Here is a 19687-nt window from a genome sequence, read left to right as displayed (position 1 = left end):
GCGCTTCACGCAGCGGTCGCAGCGACGTTCACGGCCCGGCAGCGCGGCCACAGGACCCGATTCTTGGATACCCAGACCATCACCGACCTCATCCAGCAGGGTCTGCCCGACGCCGTGGTGCACGTGCAGGGCGACGACGGCGTGCATTTCGACGCACTCGTCGTCTCGCCTGCGTTCGCCGGCAAGCTGCCGCTGGCGCGTCACCGCATGGTGTACGCGACGCTCGGCGCGCTGATGGGTCGCGAGATCCACGCGCTCGCCCTCAACACGAAGACGCCCGACGAACACGCGGCCGCCGGCGCAGGGCAAGGCTGATGGACAAGATCATCGTCACCGGCGGCGCCACGCTGCAGGGCGAGGTGCGCATTTCCGGTGCCAAGAACGCCGTGCTGCCGATCCTGTGCGCCACCCTGCTCGCCGATGCGCCGGTCGACGTCACCAACGTGCCGCATCTGCACGACGTGCTGACGACGACCAAGCTGCTGTCGGGGCTCGGCGCGGGCGTGGAGCACGACGTCGAGAACGGGCGCGTCACCGTCGATCCGCGCAGCGTGACCAGTCACGTCGCACCGTACGAACTGGTGCGCACGATGCGCGCCTCGATCCTCGTGCTCGGCCCGTTGCTGGCCAAGTACGGCGCGGCGGAAGTCTCGCTGCCCGGCGGCTGTGCGATCGGCGCCCGTCCGGTGGATCTGCACATCAAGGCGCTCGAGGCGCTGGGCGCGACGATCACCGTCGAGCACGGCTTCATCCGCGCGCAGGCCGAACGCCTGCGCGGCGGTCATGTGGTGTTCGAGACGATCAGCGTCGGCGCGACCGAAAACGTGCTGATGGCGGCGACGCTCGCCGACGGGACGACGCTGATCGACAACGCCGCGCGCGAGCCGGAGATCGTCGATCTGGCCGAATGCCTGATCGCGATGGGCGCGGACATCCGTGGCGCCGGCACCTCGCGCATCGAAGTGCGTGGCGTCGAGCGCCTGCATGGCGCCACGCACGCCGTCGTCGCCGACCGCATCGAGACCGGCACCTTCCTCGTCGCCGCGGCGATGACCGGCGGTCGCGTGACCGCCGTCGGCGCGCGCCCGGACACGCTGGGCGCGGTGATCGAACGCCTGCGCCATGCAGGCGCGACGGTCGAGATCGACGGTGACCGCATCACCGTCGACATGCAGGGCCGCCGCCCGCGCGCGATCGACATCGTCACCGCGCCGCATCCCGGTTTTCCGACCGACATGCAGGCGCAGTTCATGGCCATGAACTGCGTCGCCGAGGGCACCGGTACCATCGACGAGACCATCTTCGAGAACCGGTTCATGCACGTCAGCGAGCTGATGCGCCTGGGCGCGGAGATCGACATCGACGGCCCGCGCGCCAGCGTGCACGGTGTCGAGCGGCTCAGCGGCGCGCCGGTGATGGCGACGGACCTGCGCGCGTCGGCGTCGTTGATCCTGGCCGGTCTGGTGGCCGAAGGCGATACGACGATCGACCGCATCTACCACCTCGACCGCGGCTACGAGCACATCGAGCGCAAGCTGTCCGGTCTGGGCGCGCGCATCCGGCGGGTGAAGTAACGCATGGCGTTCAGGGGCCGCCTGTCGAACCGGCGCATCGCGCTGTTCACGACGATCGCAGTGCTGCTGCTCGCACTGGGCTGGTTGCGCTACACCAATGCAGCGGCGCTCAGCGGCATGCCGTTCAAGGAGATGGACTGGAACGAGGACGGCGCACTGACGCGCGGTGAAGTGTTGCATGGGTTCTTCACCATCACCGCGGTACGGACGCAGACGGGCAATCGCAGTTGCGTCGACTATCGCCGGCGTGGGTCGTCCGAATCGATCCGCGTGGAATGCAGGACCGAAACCGCACCCTGACACCTCGATGTCGGGAAACGAAAAAAGGGCCCCGCATTGCGGGGCCTTCGCACATGGCGCGCTGCGTGTCGGTCAGTTGACCGACTGCAGCCGCATGTCGATGTGGTCCTTGCCGTCACGACGCTGCAACAGGCGCGCCGGCACCGGCATGTCGTCGACGATCCACGCGATGATCTGGCGACGGCCATCGGTCCGGACGACCTTGGTCGCCTCCATCGAGCGCCCGCCCACGGTCACCTGTTCGGTGCCTTCGCGTTCGAACACCTGACGCTTGGCGCGGCCGTCCTCGACCAGGCGGTAGCGCAGCGGCGACTTGCCGGCCTGCACGTCGCGCACCAGCACGAGGTTCATCAGCATGCCGTCGAGGTCGCCGCTCTGCAGCTTCACCGGGCCGCCCTGGCCGTCGCGCACGTCACCGGCGAATCGGGCCTCGCCCGCGTTCCAGTCGTAGGTGGTGTTGAGTTCGCGGTTCTTCATCAGCATCGCCGCGAGGCCGGATTCGCCGCGCTGCGAGTCGCTGCTCGACACCGGGCGCCACTGCTCGCCATTCGCTTCGAACGTCGTCGTCTGCTCCAGTCGCGCGCCGGCACCGGCGACCTGCAGGCCGTACTTCCAGCGGTTGCCGGCTTCCTGCGCGAGATTCATGTTCGCCTGCGCGCGCATGCCCATGTAATTGGCCTGGTAGGTCGCGGTGAACGGCTCGATCGCCAGCGCGGGCAGCGCTGCGAAGGCCAGCAATGCGGCGCCGGTGGCGGTCAGCAGTCGGCTCATGGGGACTCGTGTCTTCATTGGGGGGCTCCTTGGTATTCGACCAGGCGCAGGTCGACCGCGTCCTCGCCATTCTCGCGTTGCAGGATCCGGACCGGCGTCGGTACACCGTCCGCGACCCAGATGATCATCTCGTCGTTGCCGCCGTTGGTCCGTGAAATGCGCAACGCCGAGTAACTGATGTCACCGACCTGGACGAGTTCCGTCTCGGCCGCGGCCTGGTAGGCATGCGGGCGCACGCGGCCGCCGTCGACGAAGCGGTATTGAAGCGCAGCACCCGGCGCGGCGTCACGCATCACCGCCAGGTTGATCAGCAGCGCGCTCATATCGCCGGGCTGCAGCGGCACCGGATCACGCCGGCGCTTGCTCAGGTCACCGGTCCAGCGCGCCACGTTGTTCGACCAGTCGTAAACGCCTTCCACCTTGCGGTTGAAGAACACGGCCGCCTTGCGCGTGGTGCTCTGGCGCAGCGGGCGGTACGTGCCACCGACAACATCGAACAGCGTGTCCTGCTCGAGATTCAGCCCCAGGATGCCGGCGAAACCGCGGTTGCCGCGGATGCCGAGATCCACCTGCCACTGCGCGCCCCGGGGTTGCAGTCGCATCGTCGCCGTGCCGGCCTGCTTGCCCTGGTACCAGGCGTCGTAGGTGGCGACGAACGGTTCCAGCTCGGCGGCGCGCGCGGCCGTGGGCCACGCGACGATCAGCAGGGCGGTCGCGAACAGGGACAGGAGAGCGCGCATAGGACGGGCATCATGGGAAGCGGTCGGTGGCTGCCAGCTGAAGCGGCCCGCTGGCGCGTCCGTCGACATGAATGCCGGCTTCATGCAGCGCCACGCGGCCGGCGGCGATCCAGCGCAGCGTCTCCAGCAGCAGCGGATGCTCGCGGCCCAGCACGCGCGCCGACAGCGTCGCGGCATCGTCACCCGGCAGCACCGGGACGCGCGCCTGCGCGATGACCGGGCCGCCGTCGAGTTCGGCGGTCACGTAATGCACGCTGGCGCCGTGTTCCGGCACGCCGGCATCGAGCGCGCGCTGATGGGTGTGCAGGCCCTTGAAGTCGGGCAGCAGCGAGGGATGGATGTTGATCATCCTGCCGGCGCGCGCAGCGAGGACGTCGGCGCCGATCAGGCGCATGTAGCCGGCGCAGACGATCAGGTCCGGCCCCGCGGCATCGAGCGCGCCGAACAGCGCGGCGTCGTGTGCGGCGCGGTCGACGAAGTCGCGCGGTCGGATCGCATGGGCCTGCATGCCGGCATCACGTGCGCGTACGAGCGCCTGCGCGTCCTTGCGGTCGGACCAGACGCCGATCACTTCAGCATCCAGTGTGCCGGCCGCGATCGCATCGAGGATCGCCTGCAGATTGCTGCCGCGACCCGAGGCCAGCACCGCCAGTCGCAGGGTCACCGGCGCGCACCCGCGGCGTCGAACAGGGCGCGCGTGTCGGGGCGCTGCAGGACCACCAGTGTCGCGATGCCCAGCGCAGTGCCCAGCGGCACATGCGGGCAGAGCAGCGCTGCGACCGTCGTGCACAGGCCGGGGCGCGTGTGTCGCAACAGATGCAGGCCGGACCAGATGCACAGGACGCCGCCGATCAGCGAGCCGATGGCCAGGACCCCGAAGACCGCGATCGTCGCCTTGCCGACGGGATCGGCGAAGCCTTCGGCGGCTTCCTGGGTGAAACCGAACACCAGAATGACGCCGAAGATCACGGCGCCGGCGAGCGACAGTGCACCGAGGATGTGATGCAGCACGCCGAGCGTGCGCAGCTGTCCGGACGCCACGGCAGATGGCACCGGCACGCGCAGCGCCGGCGATGCGGTCGCCGGCGGCGCATAGGGAGACGCGGGTTCGGGTCCGGCCGACACGGCGCCGGAATCAGCCGATGCGGACGCGATCGCCGTCGCCGGCTTCGACCACTTCGCCGATCGTCCAGTGGGCGAGGTCCAGGCCATCGAGCGCGCGACCGAACGCATCCACGCTGTCGGCCGGCACCACCAGCACGAAGCCGATGCCGCAGTTGAACGTGCGCCACATCTCGTGGTCGGCGACCGCGCCTTCACGCTGCAGCCACTCGAACACCGGCGGCTGCGGCCAGGATTTTGCGTCGATCGTCAGGCCGAGGCCGTCGGGAATCACGCGGATGATGTTCTCGGTCAGGCCACCGCCGGTGACGTGCGCCATCGCATGCAGCTGCGGGCCGAGGTCGCCGCGCAGCAGTTCCAGCACCGGCTTGACGTAGAGCGTGGTCGGCGCCATCAGTGCATCGACGAGATTCACGCCGTCGACCTCGACATCGGCCGGTCGGCCGGCGCGTTCGAAGATGCGGCGGATCAGCGAGTAGCCATTGGAGTGCGGACCGCTGGATGCGATGCCGACCAGCACGTCGCCGGCCTGCACCTGGCTGCCGTCGCGCAGTTCGGATTTCTCGACCGCGCCGACGGTGAAGCCGGCCAGGTCGTATTCGCCGATGCCGTACATGTCCGGCATCTCGGCCGTCTCGCCGCCGATCAGCGCGCAGCCCGACAGCTCGCAGCCGCGGGCGATGCCGCCGATGACGGACGCGGTGGTGTCGATGTCGAGCTTGCCGGTGGCGAAGTAGTCGAGGAAGAACAGCGGCTCGGCGCCCTGCACCAGCACGTCGTTGACGCACATCGCGACCAGATCGATGCCGATCGTGTCGTGGCGGCCGAACTGCTGGGCCAGCTTGAGCTTGGTGCCCACGCCGTCGGTGCCGGAGACCAGCACCGGCTCGCGGTACTTGCCCGAGAGGTCGAACAGCGCGCCGAACCCGCCCAGGCCGCCCATGACCTCGGGCCGGAAGCTGCGCTTGACCAGCGGCTTGATGCGTTCGACGAGTTCATTGCCCGCGTCGATATCGACGCCTGCATCGCGGTAGGTCAGGGGAGTGGGAGCGGTCACGGGAGCCGTCGCAGGGCGGGAAGACTGCGGATTTTAGCAGCCGGCCGGCTTGCAGTCGTGGCCTGCGTGTCGGCGTCGCCACGAACCGTCCGCATCGTTTATGGCACCATCGCGCCTCGATGACGCCCCGATCCAGGACCTGCCGGATGCACCGCCCGAAGCGCTCGTTCAACATGATGACGTGGCTGCTGGCCGCGCTGCTGGGCACGTTCGCCGTGTCGGGAACCGCCTCCGCGCAACGTGTGGAAGGCGACCGGGCCGCGGCCGTCGGCCTGTATGCGGCCGAGATTCCGGTCCGCAGCCAGGGTGAATCCGAGCGCGAGGCCGGCTTCGCCCGCGCGCTGGCCCAGGTGCTCGGCAAGCTGTCGGGCGACCGCAATGCCGCCCAGCGTCCGGGCGTCTCGCAGGAGCTCCGCCGCGCGGCCCAGTACGTCGAGGGCTACGACTACCGCCAGGACGAAGGCGTCTCGTCGCGCGGTTCGCCGACCTTCACCACCACGCTGGTCGTGCGCTTCCGCCAGGACGACGTCGATGCCGTTGCCGGCGCGCTGGGCCTGCCGGTGTGGCCGGACCCGCGCCCCAAGCCGGTGATGTGGCTGGCAATCGACGACGGCTCCGGGCCGCGTCTGGTCGCGCTGCAGCAGAACAATGTGGCCCGTCCGACGCTGCAGCGTGCGATCGAGCGCGGCTTCCGCCTCGGCCTGCCCACCGGCAACGCCGCCGAGCAGGCCGCGGTCGGCGCGATCTGGCGCGGTGACACGGCGTCGGTGGCGCGTATTTCGGCCCGCTACAACCCGCCGATGCAGCTCATCGGCAAGCTCTACCGCGACGGCGCCGGCTGGAAGGCCGACTGGATCTTCGTCGACGGCGGCCGCGTGCTCGCGCGCTGGAGCGAGACCGGCGCCGATGCGCGGCGCACGCTGGCCAGCGGCGCCGACGGCGCGGCCGATGCGCTGACCAGGCGTTATGCGCGCACCAGCCCGGCCGGCGCGCCCTCGACCCAGGCCATCGTGTTCTCCGGCATTAACAGCGGCGCCGACTACATCAAGCTTTCCGCGCAGCTGCAGCGCATGTCGGTGGTGCGGGGCATCCGTCCGGTCCGCGCCACGCCGATCGGACTGGAAATCGAACTCGACCTGCTGACCGGTCTGACCGGCTTCCGCCGCATGGCCGACGAGAACGTGCTGGTGGAAGCCGATGGCAACATCGAGGGCGTCACGCCCGTGTTCCATCTGCGCTGATCCCTTCTTCGCTGCACCGCACGGAACGCCCCGATGATCCAGACCGACCCCGCGAACGCCGACATCGCGCGTTTCCTCAAGCGCCTGCAATGGGGTCTCGTGGCCTTCGCGGTGGGCTACGTGATCTGGCTGCTCGGCCCGATCCTGACCCCGTTCGTGCTCGCGCTGCTGCTGGGCTGGCTGGGCGATCCGCTGGTCGACCGGCTGGAGCGTCGCGGCCGCTCGCGCGCGGTCGCGGTGACGCTGGTGTTCCTGCTGATGACGCTGGCGCTGGCGCTGGTGCTGATCATCCTGGTGCCGATGATCGAGCGGCAGATCGTGACCCTGATCGACAGCCTGCCGGCGTACCGCGACTGGCTGCTCGGCACGGCGCTGCCGTGGATCGAGCAGCGCACGGGCTACGAGGTGATGGCCTGGCTGGACACCGACCGCATGATCGAGCTGATCCGCGGTCACTGGCAGCAGGCCGGCGGCGTGGCGGCGACCGTGCTGGCCTACGTGTCGCGTTCGGGTTTCGCGATCCTCGCGCTGGTCATCAATCTGGTGCTGGTGCCGATCCTCGCGTTCTATTTCATGCGCGACTGGGACCTGCTGGTCGAGCGCGTCGCGGCGTTGATCCCGCGCGACCACATCGACACCGTCACCCGCCTGGCGCACGAGACCAGCGAGTCGCTCGGCGGATTCCTGCGTGGCCAGTTCCTGGTGATGCTGGGGCAGGGCGCGATCTACGCGGTCGGCATGTCGCTGGTGGGTCTGCGCCTGGGGCTGCTGATCGGCATGATCGCCGGCCTGATCAGTTTCATTCCGTATCTCGGTGCGACCGTCGGCATCGCCCTCGCACTGATCGCCGCCATCGTGCAGACCCAAGGCTTCGACTGGCAGCTGCTGATCCTGATCGGCGTGGTGTTCACGATCGGCCAGCTGGTCGAGAGCTACGTGCTCACGCCGCGTCTGGTCGGTGACCGCATCGGCCTGCATCCGGTCGCGGTGATCTTCGCGGTGCTGGCCGGCGGCCAGCTGTTCGGATTCCTCGGCATGCTGCTGGCGCTGCCGGTCGCCGCGGTCGGCAACGTGCTGCTGCGCTACGCCCACGAGCGTTACACGCACAGCCGTCTGTATGCGGGCGACACGCCGGACATCGAGATCGCGGGCGCCGCCAGCGCGTCGCAGCGTCCGGTGATCATCGTGACCGGCGCCGAAGATCCGGACGTCAAGCGTTGAGCCGCGCATGAGTGGTCCTTCGCCCCAGTTGCCGCTGGCGCTCCGGTATCCGCCGGACCAGCGTCTCGAGACCTTCGTCGCCGACGATGTCGCGCTGGTGCCGCAGTTGCGGGATTTCGCACTGGCGGGCGTGCGCCGCGGCCTGTACGTGGAAGGCGCATCGGGCACCGGCAAGACCCACCTCGCCATCGCACTCTGCGCCGAAGCCGACCGCCTCGGCCGTCGTGCGGTGTATCTGCCGCTGCGCGGCATCGCCGGTCGCCTGCGCGATGCCGCACAGGCGCTCGATGGTCACGATCTGGTCGCGATCGACGACGTGGACGCGATCGTCGGCGACCGCGACGACGAGATCGCCCTGTTCGATCTGCACAACCGCCTGCACGATGCGGGCCGCGCAGTGTTCTACACCGCGTCGGCAGCGCCGGACGCGCTCGCGCTCGGTCTGCCCGACCTGCGTTCACGGCTCGGCCAGTGCATCCGCGTCCCGTTGCCGGTGCTCGACGACGCCGGCCGTCACGAGTTGCTGCGCCTGCGCGCCGAGCGTCGCGGCCTGCAGGTCGACACGGCGACGATCGACTGGTTGCTGCGCCGCGTGGACCGCGACCTGCCCGCGCTGACCGCGCTGCTGGACCGCCTGGACCACGCCTCCCTCGCCTCGCAGCGCCGGCTCACCGTGCCCTTCGTACGGCAGGTGCTGGCGCTGGATTAGGCGCGCGACGCGCTTGCCCGCACGCCACCAGCACCGCAGGCGCGTGGCATCCGCATCCGCGTGGGATGCGTTTCAGCGCAGCGCCGCATCCAGCTGCGCCAGCCGCTCCGGCGTGCCGACGTCGGTCCAGCGACCCGTGTGGTGCGCACCGGTCACGCGCCCGGCGGTCATCGACGCCCGCAGCAACGGCGCGAGCTTGAAGCGTGGCGGTTCGGCGTCGACACCGGGCGCGTTGCCAACGATGTCGCGCCAGCCGTGCAGCAGCGCGGCGCGGTAGACGCCGATGCCCGAGAACGTCAGCTTCGTCGCGCCATCGCTGCGCACACGCGAATCGACCAGCGCGAAATCGCCGTCGGGGTTGTGCGCCGGGTTGTCGACGAGTACCAGATGCGCATCGCCTTCGGGCTCGGCCGGCAGGTGCGCAAAGTCGTAGTCGCTCCAGATGTCGCCGTTGACCGCGATGAAGGGCGCATCGTCGAGCAGACGCAGCGCGTGCAGCATGCCGCCGCCGGTCTCCAGCGGCGGCGCGCCTTCGTGCGACCAGCGCAGCCGCAGTCCCCAGCGGCTGCCGTCGCCGAGCGTCGGTGCGAAACGGTCGGCGAGCCAGGACACGTTGACCACGACATCGCGCACGCCGAGCGCGGCGAATTTTTCCAGATGCCAGACGATCAGCGGCTTGCCGCCTGCCGCCAGCAGCGGCTTGGGCGTGGTGTCGGTCAGCGGCCGCATGCGCTCGCCCAGACCCGCGGCGAAGATCAGGGCCTGGCGATGGCGGGCGGGTGCGGTCGCGTTCGACACGGTGGATCCAGCAGGGCGGGCGCGACAGCGTAACCGTCAGCCGGAGCGCGGGCGAGCCGGCCCGCGGCTGAACGTCGGCGACGGACTGCCGGGTGCGCGGCACATGCCGGGCGCATCATCGAAGCCTCTCCGCAACCGTGCATCCGCAGGAGCCCGTCATGGTCTCGACCGTCCGCCGCCGTCTTCGCAGCGCAGCAGCGCTGCTCGCGGTCCTCGCACTCGCCGCCTGCGGGACCTTTCCGCGCACCACCGATGCGGAGAAGTACGCGCTCTACGACGCGCATGCAGGCGAAGCGGTCAATCACTTCCGCTATTACGGTTCGATCAACGGCTGGACGCCGCTCGGTGATTCGGCGCTCGCGGTGTGGACGCGCCCGAGCGAGGCCTGGCTGCTGGACCTGTCCGGGCGGTGCCAGGATCTGACCTCCACGTCGGCGATCGGCCTGACCAGCAACATGAGCCGGGTCAATGCGCGCTTCGACAAGGTGCTGGTGCGCAGCCGTGCATCGGTCAGCATCCCGTGCCACATCCAGCAGATCCGGCCGCTGGACATCAAGGCGATCCGCGCGGCCGAGAAGCGCAATCCCGCGGACGCGCCCGCGATGGATCAGGCGTCGGACGTCGGCACGTAACCGGCCACGCTGCCGGTCTGGCGTTCGAAGAGGTACTTGCGCATCTCGCCTTCGAGGAAGGCGCGGTGCTTGGGGTCCAGCGGCGAGAGCCGGTTCTCGTTGATCAGCATGGTCTGGTGCGCCAGCCAGCGCGCCCAGGCCGGCTTGCCGATGTCGGCGAAGACCTGCTTGCCGAGTTCGCCGGGCCAGGGAATGAAATCCAGGCCGTCGGTTTCGGTCTGGTCGTGGACGCAGAAGACGCGTCGGCTCATGGTCAATCCTCCAGTGCGATGCGCGGCGCGAGCAGCAGCGTGCGGATCGGGGCGGGAATGCCGAGCGTCGCGAGTTCGTCGCGTGCCACCCAGCGCAGTCGGTCATTGTCGCCCACGCGATGACGAGCCGGGAGGCCCGGCCAGTGCAGCGGCTGCAGGCGCAGCTTGAAATGGGTGAAGCCGTGCTGCACCGGCAGCAGGCGGTGCGGCGTGTCGAGATCGACGGCGTCGACGAGGCCCGGTGCCTGCGTGCGCAGCCAGTCGACTGCACCCGCATCGTCGTCGGCCTGCGGCAGCGACCACAACGCCGCCCAGATGCCGGTCGGCGGGCGCTTCTCCAGCAACACGCGGCCCTTGGCATCTTCGAGCAACAGCACGCTGGCGTCGCGCTCGGGCAGGGCTTTGGTCGGCCGCGGCGTCGGCAGTTCGTCGACGCGCCCCTGCGCGAACGCGGCGCAGTCCTCGCTGACCGGGCACAGCAGGCACGCAGGGTTGTGGCGCGTGCACAGCGTCGCGCCGAAATCCATCTGCGCCTGGGTGTAGTCGGCCAGTCGCGTGTCCGGCAGCAGCGTCGCGGCGATCGCCCACAGCTGCTTTTCGATCTTCGGCTGCGCAGGCCAGCCTTCGACCGCGTGACGCCGCGCGAGTACACGTTTGACGTTGCCGTCGAGGATCGGGAACGGATCGCCCCAGGCCTGCGACAGGATCGCGCCGGCCGTGCTGCGGCCGATGCCGGGCAGGGCGAGCAGGGCGTCGAGATCGCGCGGGAGGTCGCCATCGTGCAGGTCGGCGCAGCGCTGCGCGGCGGCGTGCAGGTTGCGCGCACGGGCGTAGTAGCCCAGGCCCGACCACAGCGCGAGCACGGTGTCCTGCGGCGCGTCGGCGAGTGCGCGCACATCGGGCAGCGCATCGACGAAACGCTCGAAGTACGGAATCACGACCCGCACCTGGGTTTGCTGCAACATGATTTCCGACAGCCACACGCGATACGGCGTGCGCGGGTGCTGCCACGGCAGGTCATGGCGGCCGTGCACGTCGAACCACGCCAGCAGACGCGTCGCGTAATCGAGGCGCGCGCTCACGGCGGCGTCTCGCCGCCATCGTCGAACGTGATCTCCACGCCCTCCAGCATCGCGCCGGACACGTCCATGCGATCGGCGCTCAGCTGCCCGCGCAGCGGTGGCAGCGGCGAGCCGGTGGCGCGTGCATCCAGCCAGCCGAGCAGCGCAGCGATGCGGGCCTCGCCATCGAAGCGTGCCCGTTCGTGGTCGAGCCGCAGTGCGACCGGCGCCGACGCATCCACCGGACCGTCGTAACGCAACGCGAACGGCAGCGGCTGTGTCGAGTCCGAAAGCGGCGGCGTCAGGGCCGGCCATGCATCCGGCCACGTGGCGATGCGGCCATCGAGTGCGAGGTGGAGTCGTCCGCCGAGCGCCACGCGGCCGCCGGCGAGCAGGTCCGGCACCGCGCCGGCGCCGCGCAGGGCCAGCCCCATCGGCGCGAAGTCCAGCCCGTCGCCGTCGCCACCGGCATGCAGCGCGCCGTGCAGGCCGAGCACGAACGCCAGCGGTTCGGCAGCGTCGGTGCCCTGCCAGCGCGCGTCCAGCGCAAGGCGCAGCGGCGACAGCGCGAAGCCGGGTTTATCGGCATCGACGCGCGTGGCGTCGGCCTGCAACGTGGTCTCGAGCCGCCCGGCGGCATGTACGAGCGCGAGCGTGCCGCGCGCCTCCAGATCGCGTGCGCCCACGGCGCGATCCGCGTGCAGCCGCAGCCGGAACGGCGCCTGCAGTGCATCGAGGTGCATCGTGCCGCTGACCTGCGCGTCGAGCGCACGCTCCGCATGGAGGGCGGGCAAGGCCACGGCGAGATCGTCCACGGACCAGCCGTCGGCATCCAGACGCCCGCGCACGATGTGAATGCCGTCGGTGACCGGCGGCACCTTGCCGTCGCCTGGCGGGCGCGCATCGAGCCAGCGCAGCAGCGACGGCAGGTGCAGACGCGGCGCGTCGAGTTCGACGCGGGTGATCTCGAGGTCCGCGCCGCGGCTGCGGATCGTCTTCCACGGCAGCGACAGCAGCAGGCGTTCGGCCTGCAGCATCGGCCGCTCGGGCGTGCCCGGAACGGGCGCGGCGATGCTGACGTCGTGAACCACCAGCTGGGGCGTGCCGCGCAAGCGGTATTCGACGGGCCCCCGGAACGTGATGCGCAGGCCCAGGGTGGGTTCGAGGCGTCCCAGCGCCAGGCGCAGGGCGCGCTCGGGCGGCAGCAACAGCTGCACCAGCAATGCGGCGACGATCGACAGCACCAGCGCCGCGAGCAGCAGACGCAGCCAGCGCAGCCGGCGCGGCGCAGCGGCCTCCTGCGCCGGCGCAGGGTCGCTCACGCCCCCAGCGATTCCGGGAGCATCGCGTCGACGAACGCCTCGGCGTCGAAGACGCGCAGGTCTTCGGGCCGCTCGCCGATGCCGGCGAAGCGGATCGGAATGCCGAACTCGCGGGCCAGCGCGAACACCACGCCGCCCTTCGCCGTGCCGTCGAGCTTGGTCACGACCAGGCCGGTGACCTGCGCCGCGGCATTGAACTGGCGCAACTGCGACAGCGCGTTCTGGCCGGTGGTGCCGTCGATGACCATCAGCACTTCGTGCGGCGCGGTCGGGTCGATCTTGCCGAGCACGCGGCGGATCTTGCCGAGTTCCGCCATCAGGCCCTGCTGCGTGTGCAGACGGCCGGCGGTGTCGGCGATCAGGATGCCGGTGCCGCGCGACTTCGCCGCCTGCAGCGCATCGAAGGCGACCGCGGCCGGATCGGCGTCTTGCCCCTGGGCGACGACGGGCACGCCGTTGCGCTCGCCCCAGGCCTTGAGCTGGGCGACCGCGGCGGCGCGGAAGGTGTCGCCGGCCGCGAGCATCAGTGCGTGGCCTTCATCCTTGTAGCGCTTGGCGAGCTTGCCGATCGTCGTGGTCTTGCCGACGCCGTTGACGCCGACGGTCAGGATCACGAAGGGCCTGGCGGCGGGATCGACCTGCAGCGGGCGGGCGACCGGCTCGAGCATCGCGATCAGGTCGGCACGCAAGGCCTGCAGCAGCGCGTTGGCATCGACGAAGGCGCGCGCCTTCATGCGCTTGCGCAGCGATTCGACCAGTTCGGTGCTGGCCTTGACGCCGACATCGGCGGTCAGCAGCGCAGTCTCGATCTCGTCGAGCAGGTCGTCGTCGAGCTTGGGATTGCGCGAGAACAGACCGCCGAAGCTCTTCGCGAACGTGCTGCCGCCCAGACGCTCGCGCCAGCCCGACTTGCCGGGCGCCGCGGCGGGCATGGTGCTCGCGAACACGTAATCGGCGAGCGCCGCTGCCGGATCCACGAACGCGGGCGGCGGCGGTGCGGGCGGTGTCGCAGGTGCAGGGGCGACCGGCGACGCTGCTGCCGGCAGGTGTGTCTCGTCGACCAGTGGCGCGTCGGTCTCGCGCAGTGGCGCGTCGGTCTCGCGGGCCTCGCCGGGCGAAGCCTGCATTGCATCGGGTGCCGGCGCGCGCGGCGCGGCAGTCGGCGCCTCGGGCGGTGTGACGACAGGCGGCGCAGGGGCAGGGGCAGGCGCGGGCGCAGCAGGCGGCGCGAACGCAGCAGCGATCTCGTCCGCGCTGAGGCGGCGTCGGCCGCTGTCGGCCTCGGGCTTGTCGGGGGATTTGTCGCGCTTGAACCAGCTGACCATGCGGCGGTCGGGTCGGGGATGGGGGAGAATGGCGCGCATGGTATCACCCGCCTTTCAGGCGCCCCGAGCGGGCGCACGCGCATGAAGCCGCGCACTCCGCCATCGAACGCAAGCCGGAACTCCGGCCCTGGACGCGTGCGCATCGTCGGTGGCCGCTGGCGTGGCACGCGTCTGGACGTGCCGGATGTGGCCGGGCTGCGGCCGACCTCGGACCGGGTCCGCGAGACGCTGTTCAACTGGCTGCAGCCGGCGCTGCCCGGTGCGCGCGTGCTCGACCTGTTCGCCGGCACCGGCGCGCTGGGTCTGGAGGCGGTGTCGCGCGGCGCCGCGGGTGCGGTGCTGGTGGAACGCGACCCCGGCCTCGCCGCCGCGCTCACCGCCACGGCCGCGCGCCTGCCGGGCGGCGAGGTGGTCGCGGTCCGACGCGGCGATGCGGTGTCGATGGCCGCGGCGTTGCCTGCCGCCAGCATCGACATCGCCTTCGTCGATCCGCCGTTCGCCGCCGACCTGTGGGCACAGGCGTTCGCAGCGCTCGCCCCGGCGCTGGCGGCCGAGGCCTGGCTGTACGTCGAGTCTTCCGCCGAGCGGCCGGCGTCGCCCGGAATGGGGTGGCAGCTGCATCGCGAGCTGCAGACCCGCGAAGCGCACTGCGCGCTCTACCGGCGCGCCGGCTGATCGTCACCCGCGCCGCTGCTACACTTGCCGCCCGCGCCACGTGCCTCCCGATTCCTTCGACAGCGAACGCAAGCCATGAGTGCGAGCCGCAACCGCATCGCGGTCTATCCCGGGACCTTCGATCCGATCACCAACGGCCACGTCGACCTCGTCGACCGGGCCGCGCCGCTGTTCGAAAAGCTGATCGTCGGCATCGCGGAAAGCCCGGCCAAGCGTCCGGCGATGACGCTCGAAGAGCGCGTCGAACTGGCCCGCGTCGCCACCGCCCACCACACCAATGTCGAAGTCATCGGCTTCGACTCGCTGCTCGCGCATTTCGTGCACGAGGTCGGCGCCGGCGTCCTGCTGCGCGGCCTGCGCGCGGTGTCGGATTTCGAATACGAATTCCAGCTCGCCAGCATGAACCGGCATCTGATTCCGGACGTGGAAACCTTGTTCCTCACGCCGGCCGAGCAGTACGGCTTCATCTCCTCCACGCTGGTGCGCGAGATCTCGCGTCTCGGCGGTGACGTGTCGGGTTTCGTGCCCGCCGCAGTCGATCGCGCATTGCGCAAACACTCGCAACGCTGACGTTGCCCATCAAACACCCGAGCACACCAAGAGGGAATGCCATGAAGTCCATCACCCGCGCAATGCTGATCGCCTGCCTCGTCCTGCCGGTCATCGCCTGTGGCAAGAAGGAAGAGCCGCAGCAGGTCGAAGCCGCGCCGGTCGCGGTGCCCACCACCGAGGACAAGACGGCGTGGAACGCCTATCTCAACGACGTGGCCGGCCGCCACATGGAAGGCGTCAACAACTCGCCTTACGTGTACCTGGTGCCGCCGCCGGTCGCCCCTGCGGCCGACGCGCCGCCGGCGGACGCCGCTGCCACCACCGCCGATGGCGACCCGACGATGTCGACGCCGGTCGACGGCGCCTACGAGCGTCTGCTCGAGAAGGCCGAGCAGGACGTCGCGCGCGGCATCACCCGCGGTAACCTGCTGATCTTCGCCGGCCTGGATTCGGCGCGCACCGCCGATCTGGTCGTCGCGTCGTTCGCCAAGGTCGGCGCCGGCACGATGAACGGCGTGCGCGTGCTGTTCATCGGCAGCGCGGCCGACAGCGAGCGCGTCAAGGCCGTGGTCGAGCCGACCGGTTCGGAATACGTGTTCATCGACAACGCGGCCTGATCCAAGGGCACGGCGGCGGCCGGCGCGTCCGGCCCGCCGCGCTTCGACAACGCCACCGCGCGCAGGCCCGGTGGCGTTGTCGTATCTGGAGGGTGCGCGGTGGACCGAGTTCCACCCATGGAACGCCGGCGCCACGGCGCACCCCCTACAATGCGCACATGTCACTGAAGATCAACGCGCTCTGCGTCAACTGCGACGTCTGCGAGCCGGCCTGCCCGAACCAGGCGATTTCGCAGGGCGAGACGATCTACGTCATCGACCCCGCCCGCTGCACCGAATGCGTGGGCCACTTCGACGAGCCGCAGTGCGTGGTCGTCTGTCCGGTCGAATGCATCGACCCCGATCCCGATATCCCCGAAACCCAGGTGCAGTTGCTCGCCAAGCTGGCGCGCCTGCAGCAGGAGGCGTCATGAGCCGTTCCCGCGTCGCGTTCACCGGCCTGCCGGCGTTGCTGCTGTCAGGTCTGCTGCTGGTGGTCGCGCCGTCGTGCGCGCGCGATGTCCGCGCGCCGGATACGCCCGTCGCCGGCGCTGCGCAGCACGCCGCCACGCCGCCCGGCAACGCGGTCGCCTCGGCGCATGCGCTGGCGACAGACGCCGGCCTGCAGGTCATGCGCGAGGGCGGCAATGCGTTCGATGCCGCGGTCGCGACCTCGGCCGTGCTGTCGGTGGTCGAGCCGATCTCGTCGGGTCTCGGCGGTGGCGGGTTCTTCCTGCTGCACGACGCCCGGTCCGGCCGCGACGTCTTCGTGGACGCGCGCGAGACCGCGCCGGCCAGCGCCCACTCGGACCGTTACCGCGCCGCCGACGGCAGCTTCGACCGGGACCGCGCCGAGAACGGGCCGTGGTCGGCCGGCATTCCCGGCCTGCCTGCGGCATTCGTGCACATCGCCGAGACCTACGGCGCGCTGCCGCTGTCGCAGTCGCTGGCGCCGGCGATCCGCATCGCCGAGGAAGGCTTCCCGGTCTATGCGCGGTTCGCACGCGGCTACCAGTCGCGGCGCGCGGTGATGGAGCGTTACCCCGGCACGCGCGCGGTGTTCCTCGCCGATGGCCAGGCCCCGAAGGAAGGCGACATCTTCCGCCAGCCCGAGCTCGCGAATACCCTGCGGCTGCTGGCCGCGCGCGGCTTCGAGGGGTTCTACGGCGGCGAGACGGGCGCGAAGCTCGTGGCCGGCGTCAACGCCGAAGGTGGCGAATGGACCGCGGCGGACCTGGCGGCCTACAAGATCGTCGAACGCGAACCGATCCGCTTCCGCTATCACGACTGGGAGGTGGTCACCGCGCCGCCGCCGTCGTCGGGCGGCATCGCGATGGCGCAGATGCTGCAGATCCTCGAGCCGTATGATCTGACCCAGCTCGACGATGCCGCACGCACGCACCTGGTCGTCGAATCGATGCGCCGCGCGTTCCGCGATCGCACCTTCTACCTGGGCGATCCGGACTTCGTGACGATTCCGCAGCGCACCCTGCGTAGCCGCGACTACGCCGCCGGCCTGCGCGCGACGATCAATCCGGAGAAGGCCACGCCGAGCGATCTTCTTTCCGGCGCGGCGACGCCGCTCGAGGACGAGGAAACCACGCATTTCTCGATCGTCGACGCCGCCGGCAACCGCGCCGCGGTGACACAGACGGTCAATCTGCTGTTCGGCAGCGGTCTCGTCGCGCCCGGCACCGGAGTGCTGCTCAACAACGAGATGGACGATTTCGCGCTGCAGCCCGGCGTGCCGAATGCGTTCGGCGTGATGGGCTTCGATGCGAATGCGCCGGCGCCGGGCAAACGCCCGCTGAGCTCGATGACCCCGACCTTCCTCGTGTCCGACGACCGGGTCGCCGTGCTCGGCACGCCCGGCGGCAGCCGCATCATCACCATGGTGCTGCTGGGCATCCTCGGCTTTGATGCCGGCCTCGATGCGCAGTCGGTCGCGGCGTTGCCGCGCTACCACCACCAGTGGATGCCGGACCGGATCTCGGCCGAGTCCGATGCGTTCTCCGCCGAGACGGCGGCGAAGCTGCGCGCGATGGGTCACACCGTCGATCTGCCCGGCGATCGCGCGGCCGGTGGTCGTGGCTCCAGCCACGTCTGGGGCAATCTGCAGACCGTCGAGTGGAACCGCGCGAACGGCACCCTCACCGGCGGCAGCGATCCGCGCAATCCGGTCGGCGCGGCGAAGGTGGAAGCGGTCGCGCGCTGATCCACTGCGCCTACAATCGGCCACCGGTCTGACGCGGGAGGCGTCATGAAACTGTGGTCGATCCAGGGCAACACCCAGAAGCTCGATGGCGGCTCGATGTTCGGCAACGCGCCGCGCGCGATGTGGACGCAGTGGGCCACGCCCGACGACCTCAACCGCATTCCGCTGGCGACGCGCGGTCTGCTGGCGACGCCGCTCAACGGCAGGACCGTGCTGTTCGAGACCGGCATCGGCGCCTTCTTCGAGCCGAAGCTGCGCGCGCGATTCGGCGTGCAGGAAGACCGGCACGTCCTGCTCGATTCGCTGCGCGACGCCGGCTTCGACCACACCGACATCGACGTCGTGGTGCTGAGCCATCTGCATTTCGATCATGCCGGCGGCCTGCTGGCACCGTGGTCCGAAGGCGCTGCGCCAGAACTGCTGTTTCCGAATGCGACCTTCGTGCTGTCCACGCCGCACTGGCTGCGTGCGAAGCGGCCGCATGCGCGCGACCGCGCGAGCTTCATTCCGGGCCTGTGCGAACTGCTGGAAGCGACGGGCCGGCTGGAGTTCATCGAGGGCGCGCGGGCGCCGTCGCTCGGTGACGCGGTGCGCTTCCACTTCAGCGACGGCCACACGCCCGGCATGATGCTGGCCGAAATCCTCGGCCCCGACGTCCACGACGGCGCGCATCACGGCGGCGTGGTGTTCTGCGGCGATCTCGTACCCGGGCGGCCGTGGGTGCACGTGCCGATTACGATGGGCTACGACCGCTTCCCCGAACTGATCATCGACGAGAAGCAGGCCTTCCTCACCGACATGGCCGCGCGCGGCGTGCGGCTGTTCCTGACTCACGATCCCGAGATCGCGCTGGTGCAGGTCGTGCGCGATGATGCCGGCCGTTTCAGTGCGACACATCCGACCGCGGCACTCGCCGCGCGCGCCCTCCACGACGTCCACGAGACCACGCCATGACGCCACGCATCTCGCTTCTGATCGCCTCCCTGCACGTGGTGCTCTACCTCGTGCTGACCTTCCGCGTGGTCCTGCACCGCAACGTGCACAAGGTCGGGGTGGGCACGGGCGGCGATGCCGCGCTGACGCGCAAGGTGCGTGTGCACGGCAACTTCGGCGAGTACGTGCCGCTGGCGTTGCTGATGCTCGCGTTGCTGGAACTGGCGGCGATCGACACCACGCTGCTGTGGATCTTCGGCATCGCGCTGCTGGTGGGGCGCGTGCTGCACGCGATCGGACTGGGCGGCTCGGCGGGCTATTCGTTCGGCCGCGCGACCGGCGCGCTGCTCACCTTCGTCACGCTGCTGGCGATGGCCGCGTTCGGCATCTGGCGTTTCGTCATCGGCGCGATGCTCGTCGCCTGACGCGCAGGTCTGCGGAAACGCAGGCCCTGCTGCAGACAGCGGATGCGTGCAGGCGCGCGCCTGCACGCGATCGACGCGTGACCGGCCATGCCGCATCGCGCGCTCCTGCATGGCGGACATGATCCGCGTGGCCGAAGCGCGTGCGCTATACCGCGCGTCAGCCGGCG

The 19687-nt window shown here is 70.3% G+C and carries 23 protein-coding genes and 1 pseudogene; 14 read left to right on the top strand and 10 right to left on the bottom strand.

The window, feature by feature from the left end; genetic code table 11:
* Positions 1-63 precede the first annotated feature (63 nt).
* The 3 genes from CURTO8I2_RS06605 to CURTO8I2_RS06595 are packed head-to-tail and all read left to right on the top strand — an operon-like array spanning position 64 to position 1874.
* Complete coding sequence (locus CURTO8I2_RS06605; RefSeq protein WP_159679704.1) at positions 64-315, top strand: BolA/IbaG family iron-sulfur metabolism protein; 252 nt, start codon at positions 64-66, stop codon at positions 313-315.
* Positions 315-1574, top strand: coding sequence for a UDP-N-acetylglucosamine 1-carboxyvinyltransferase (gene murA / locus CURTO8I2_RS06600; protein WP_159679702.1), 1260 nt, complete (start codon positions 315-317; stop codon positions 1572-1574). The genes CURTO8I2_RS06605 and murA overlap by 1 nt, the downstream gene beginning before the upstream one ends.
* 3 nt (positions 1575-1577) lie before the next feature.
* Complete coding sequence (locus CURTO8I2_RS06595; protein ID WP_159679700.1) at positions 1578-1874, top strand: hypothetical protein; 297 nt, start codon at positions 1578-1580, stop codon at positions 1872-1874.
* Between the two features lie 72 nt (positions 1875-1946).
* On the opposite strand, the gene CURTO8I2_RS06590 is transcribed toward CURTO8I2_RS06595, so the two are convergent.
* From CURTO8I2_RS06590 to purM, 5 genes are read right to left on the bottom strand one after another with little or no spacing between them, the layout of a single operon-like run.
* On the bottom strand, positions 1947-2645 hold the full coding sequence (locus CURTO8I2_RS06590; RefSeq protein WP_159679699.1) for a DUF3108 domain-containing protein: 699 nt from the start codon (positions 2643-2645) through the stop codon (positions 1947-1949).
* 14 nt (positions 2646-2659) lie between these two features.
* Positions 2660-3385, bottom strand: coding sequence for a DUF3108 domain-containing protein (locus CURTO8I2_RS06585; protein ID WP_236551023.1), 726 nt, complete (start codon positions 3383-3385; stop codon positions 2660-2662).
* 10 nt (positions 3386-3395) lie between these two features.
* Positions 3396-4049, bottom strand: coding sequence for a phosphoribosylglycinamide formyltransferase (gene purN, locus CURTO8I2_RS06580; RefSeq protein ID WP_159679695.1), 654 nt, complete (start codon positions 4047-4049; stop codon positions 3396-3398).
* On the bottom strand, positions 4046-4510 hold the full coding sequence (locus tag CURTO8I2_RS06575; RefSeq protein ID WP_159679693.1) for a hypothetical protein: 465 nt from the start codon (positions 4508-4510) through the stop codon (positions 4046-4048). Before CURTO8I2_RS06575 ends, purN begins: the two co-directional genes overlap by 4 nt.
* A gap of 10 nt (positions 4511-4520) precedes the next feature.
* On the bottom strand, positions 4521-5564 hold the full coding sequence (purM, locus tag CURTO8I2_RS06570) for a phosphoribosylformylglycinamidine cyclo-ligase (protein ID WP_201295484.1): 1044 nt from the start codon (positions 5562-5564) through the stop codon (positions 4521-4523).
* A gap of 146 nt (positions 5565-5710) precedes the next feature.
* Here purM and CURTO8I2_RS06565 point away from each other — a divergent pair, with 146 nt between their 5' ends.
* From CURTO8I2_RS06565 to hda, 3 genes and pseudogenes are all read left to right on the top strand, one after another.
* On the top strand, positions 5711-6805 hold the full coding sequence (locus tag CURTO8I2_RS06565; RefSeq protein ID WP_236551022.1) for a DUF2066 domain-containing protein: 1095 nt from the start codon (positions 5711-5713) through the stop codon (positions 6803-6805).
* Positions 6806-6838: 33 nt separating this feature from the next.
* Positions 6839-7933 (top strand): annotated as a pseudogene (locus CURTO8I2_RS06560) (AI-2E family transporter); the annotation flags it as partial.
* Positions 7934-8033: 100 nt separating this feature from the next.
* Entirely contained in the window at positions 8034-8735 is a 702-nt protein-coding gene (gene hda, locus CURTO8I2_RS06555; RefSeq protein WP_159679689.1) for a DnaA regulatory inactivator Hda, read from the top strand.
* 72 nt (positions 8736-8807) lie between these two features.
* Here the strand turns inward: hda and murU are convergent, their stop codons facing one another.
* Entirely contained in the window at positions 8808-9533 is a 726-nt protein-coding gene (murU, locus tag CURTO8I2_RS06550; protein WP_255475768.1) for an N-acetylmuramate alpha-1-phosphate uridylyltransferase MurU, read from the bottom strand.
* Positions 9534-9691: 158 nt separating this feature from the next.
* Between murU and CURTO8I2_RS06545 the strand changes: the two genes are divergently transcribed.
* Positions 9692-10165, top strand: a complete 474-nt coding sequence (locus CURTO8I2_RS06545) for a DUF6491 family protein (protein ID WP_159679688.1) — start codon at positions 9692-9694, stop codon at positions 10163-10165.
* On the opposite strand, the gene CURTO8I2_RS06540 is transcribed toward CURTO8I2_RS06545, so the two are convergent.
* Genes CURTO8I2_RS06540 through ftsY form a run of 4 tightly spaced genes read right to left on the bottom strand, consistent with a single transcriptional unit; the run spans position 10141 to position 14124 of the window.
* On the bottom strand, positions 10141-10416 hold the full coding sequence (locus CURTO8I2_RS06540; RefSeq protein WP_159679686.1) for an oxidative damage protection protein: 276 nt from the start codon (positions 10414-10416) through the stop codon (positions 10141-10143). The genes CURTO8I2_RS06545 and CURTO8I2_RS06540 overlap by 25 nt on opposite strands.
* A gap of 2 nt (positions 10417-10418) precedes the next feature.
* Positions 10419-11498, bottom strand: coding sequence for an A/G-specific adenine glycosylase (gene mutY / locus CURTO8I2_RS06535; protein WP_236551021.1), 1080 nt, complete (start codon positions 11496-11498; stop codon positions 10419-10421).
* On the bottom strand, positions 11495-12799 hold the full coding sequence (locus tag CURTO8I2_RS15425) for a hypothetical protein (RefSeq protein WP_236551020.1): 1305 nt from the start codon (positions 12797-12799) through the stop codon (positions 11495-11497). The genes mutY and CURTO8I2_RS15425 overlap by 4 nt, the downstream gene beginning before the upstream one ends.
* Positions 12796-14124: a signal recognition particle-docking protein FtsY gene (ftsY, locus tag CURTO8I2_RS06530; RefSeq protein ID WP_159679683.1), complete on the bottom strand. Its 1329-nt coding sequence runs from the start codon at positions 14122-14124 to the stop codon at positions 12796-12798. Before ftsY ends, CURTO8I2_RS15425 begins: the two co-directional genes overlap by 4 nt.
* 81 nt (positions 14125-14205) lie before the next feature.
* On the opposite strand from ftsY, the gene rsmD reads away from it, so the two are divergent.
* The 7 genes from rsmD to CURTO8I2_RS06495 all read left to right on the top strand — a co-directional run bounded on the left by rsmD (position 14206) and on the right by CURTO8I2_RS06495 (position 19520).
* The gene (rsmD, locus tag CURTO8I2_RS06525; protein WP_159679682.1) at positions 14206-14799 is read left to right on the top strand and encodes a 16S rRNA (guanine(966)-N(2))-methyltransferase RsmD; all 594 of its coding nucleotides are present in this window, start codon (positions 14206-14208) and stop codon (positions 14797-14799) included.
* A gap of 75 nt (positions 14800-14874) precedes the next feature.
* On the top strand, positions 14875-15369 hold the full coding sequence (gene coaD / locus CURTO8I2_RS06520) for a pantetheine-phosphate adenylyltransferase (protein WP_159679680.1): 495 nt from the start codon (positions 14875-14877) through the stop codon (positions 15367-15369).
* Positions 15370-15410: 41 nt separating this feature from the next.
* Entirely contained in the window at positions 15411-15968 is a 558-nt protein-coding gene (locus CURTO8I2_RS06515) for a hypothetical protein (RefSeq protein WP_159679678.1), read from the top strand.
* A gap of 158 nt (positions 15969-16126) precedes the next feature.
* Positions 16127-16381, top strand: a complete 255-nt coding sequence (locus CURTO8I2_RS06510) for a YfhL family 4Fe-4S dicluster ferredoxin (protein WP_159679676.1) — start codon at positions 16127-16129, stop codon at positions 16379-16381.
* Complete coding sequence (ggt, locus tag CURTO8I2_RS06505; RefSeq protein ID WP_159679674.1) at positions 16378-18162, top strand: gamma-glutamyltransferase; 1785 nt, start codon at positions 16378-16380, stop codon at positions 18160-18162. Before CURTO8I2_RS06510 ends, ggt begins: the two co-directional genes overlap by 4 nt.
* A gap of 45 nt (positions 18163-18207) precedes the next feature.
* Entirely contained in the window at positions 18208-19116 is a 909-nt protein-coding gene (locus tag CURTO8I2_RS06500) for an MBL fold metallo-hydrolase (RefSeq protein ID WP_159679672.1), read from the top strand.
* A complete protein-coding gene (locus CURTO8I2_RS06495) occupies positions 19113-19520 on the top strand; it encodes an MAPEG family protein (RefSeq protein WP_159679670.1) in 408 nt (135 codons plus the stop codon). The genes CURTO8I2_RS06500 and CURTO8I2_RS06495 overlap by 4 nt, the downstream gene beginning before the upstream one ends.
* The last annotated feature ends 167 nt before the right edge of the window (positions 19521-19687 follow it).

The sequence above is a fragment of the Luteimonas sp. 9C genome (assembly GCF_902506295.1).
Classification (GTDB): Bacteria; Pseudomonadota; Gammaproteobacteria; order Xanthomonadales; family Xanthomonadaceae; genus Luteimonas.
This window is presented reverse-complemented; position numbering and strand designations above follow the sequence as displayed.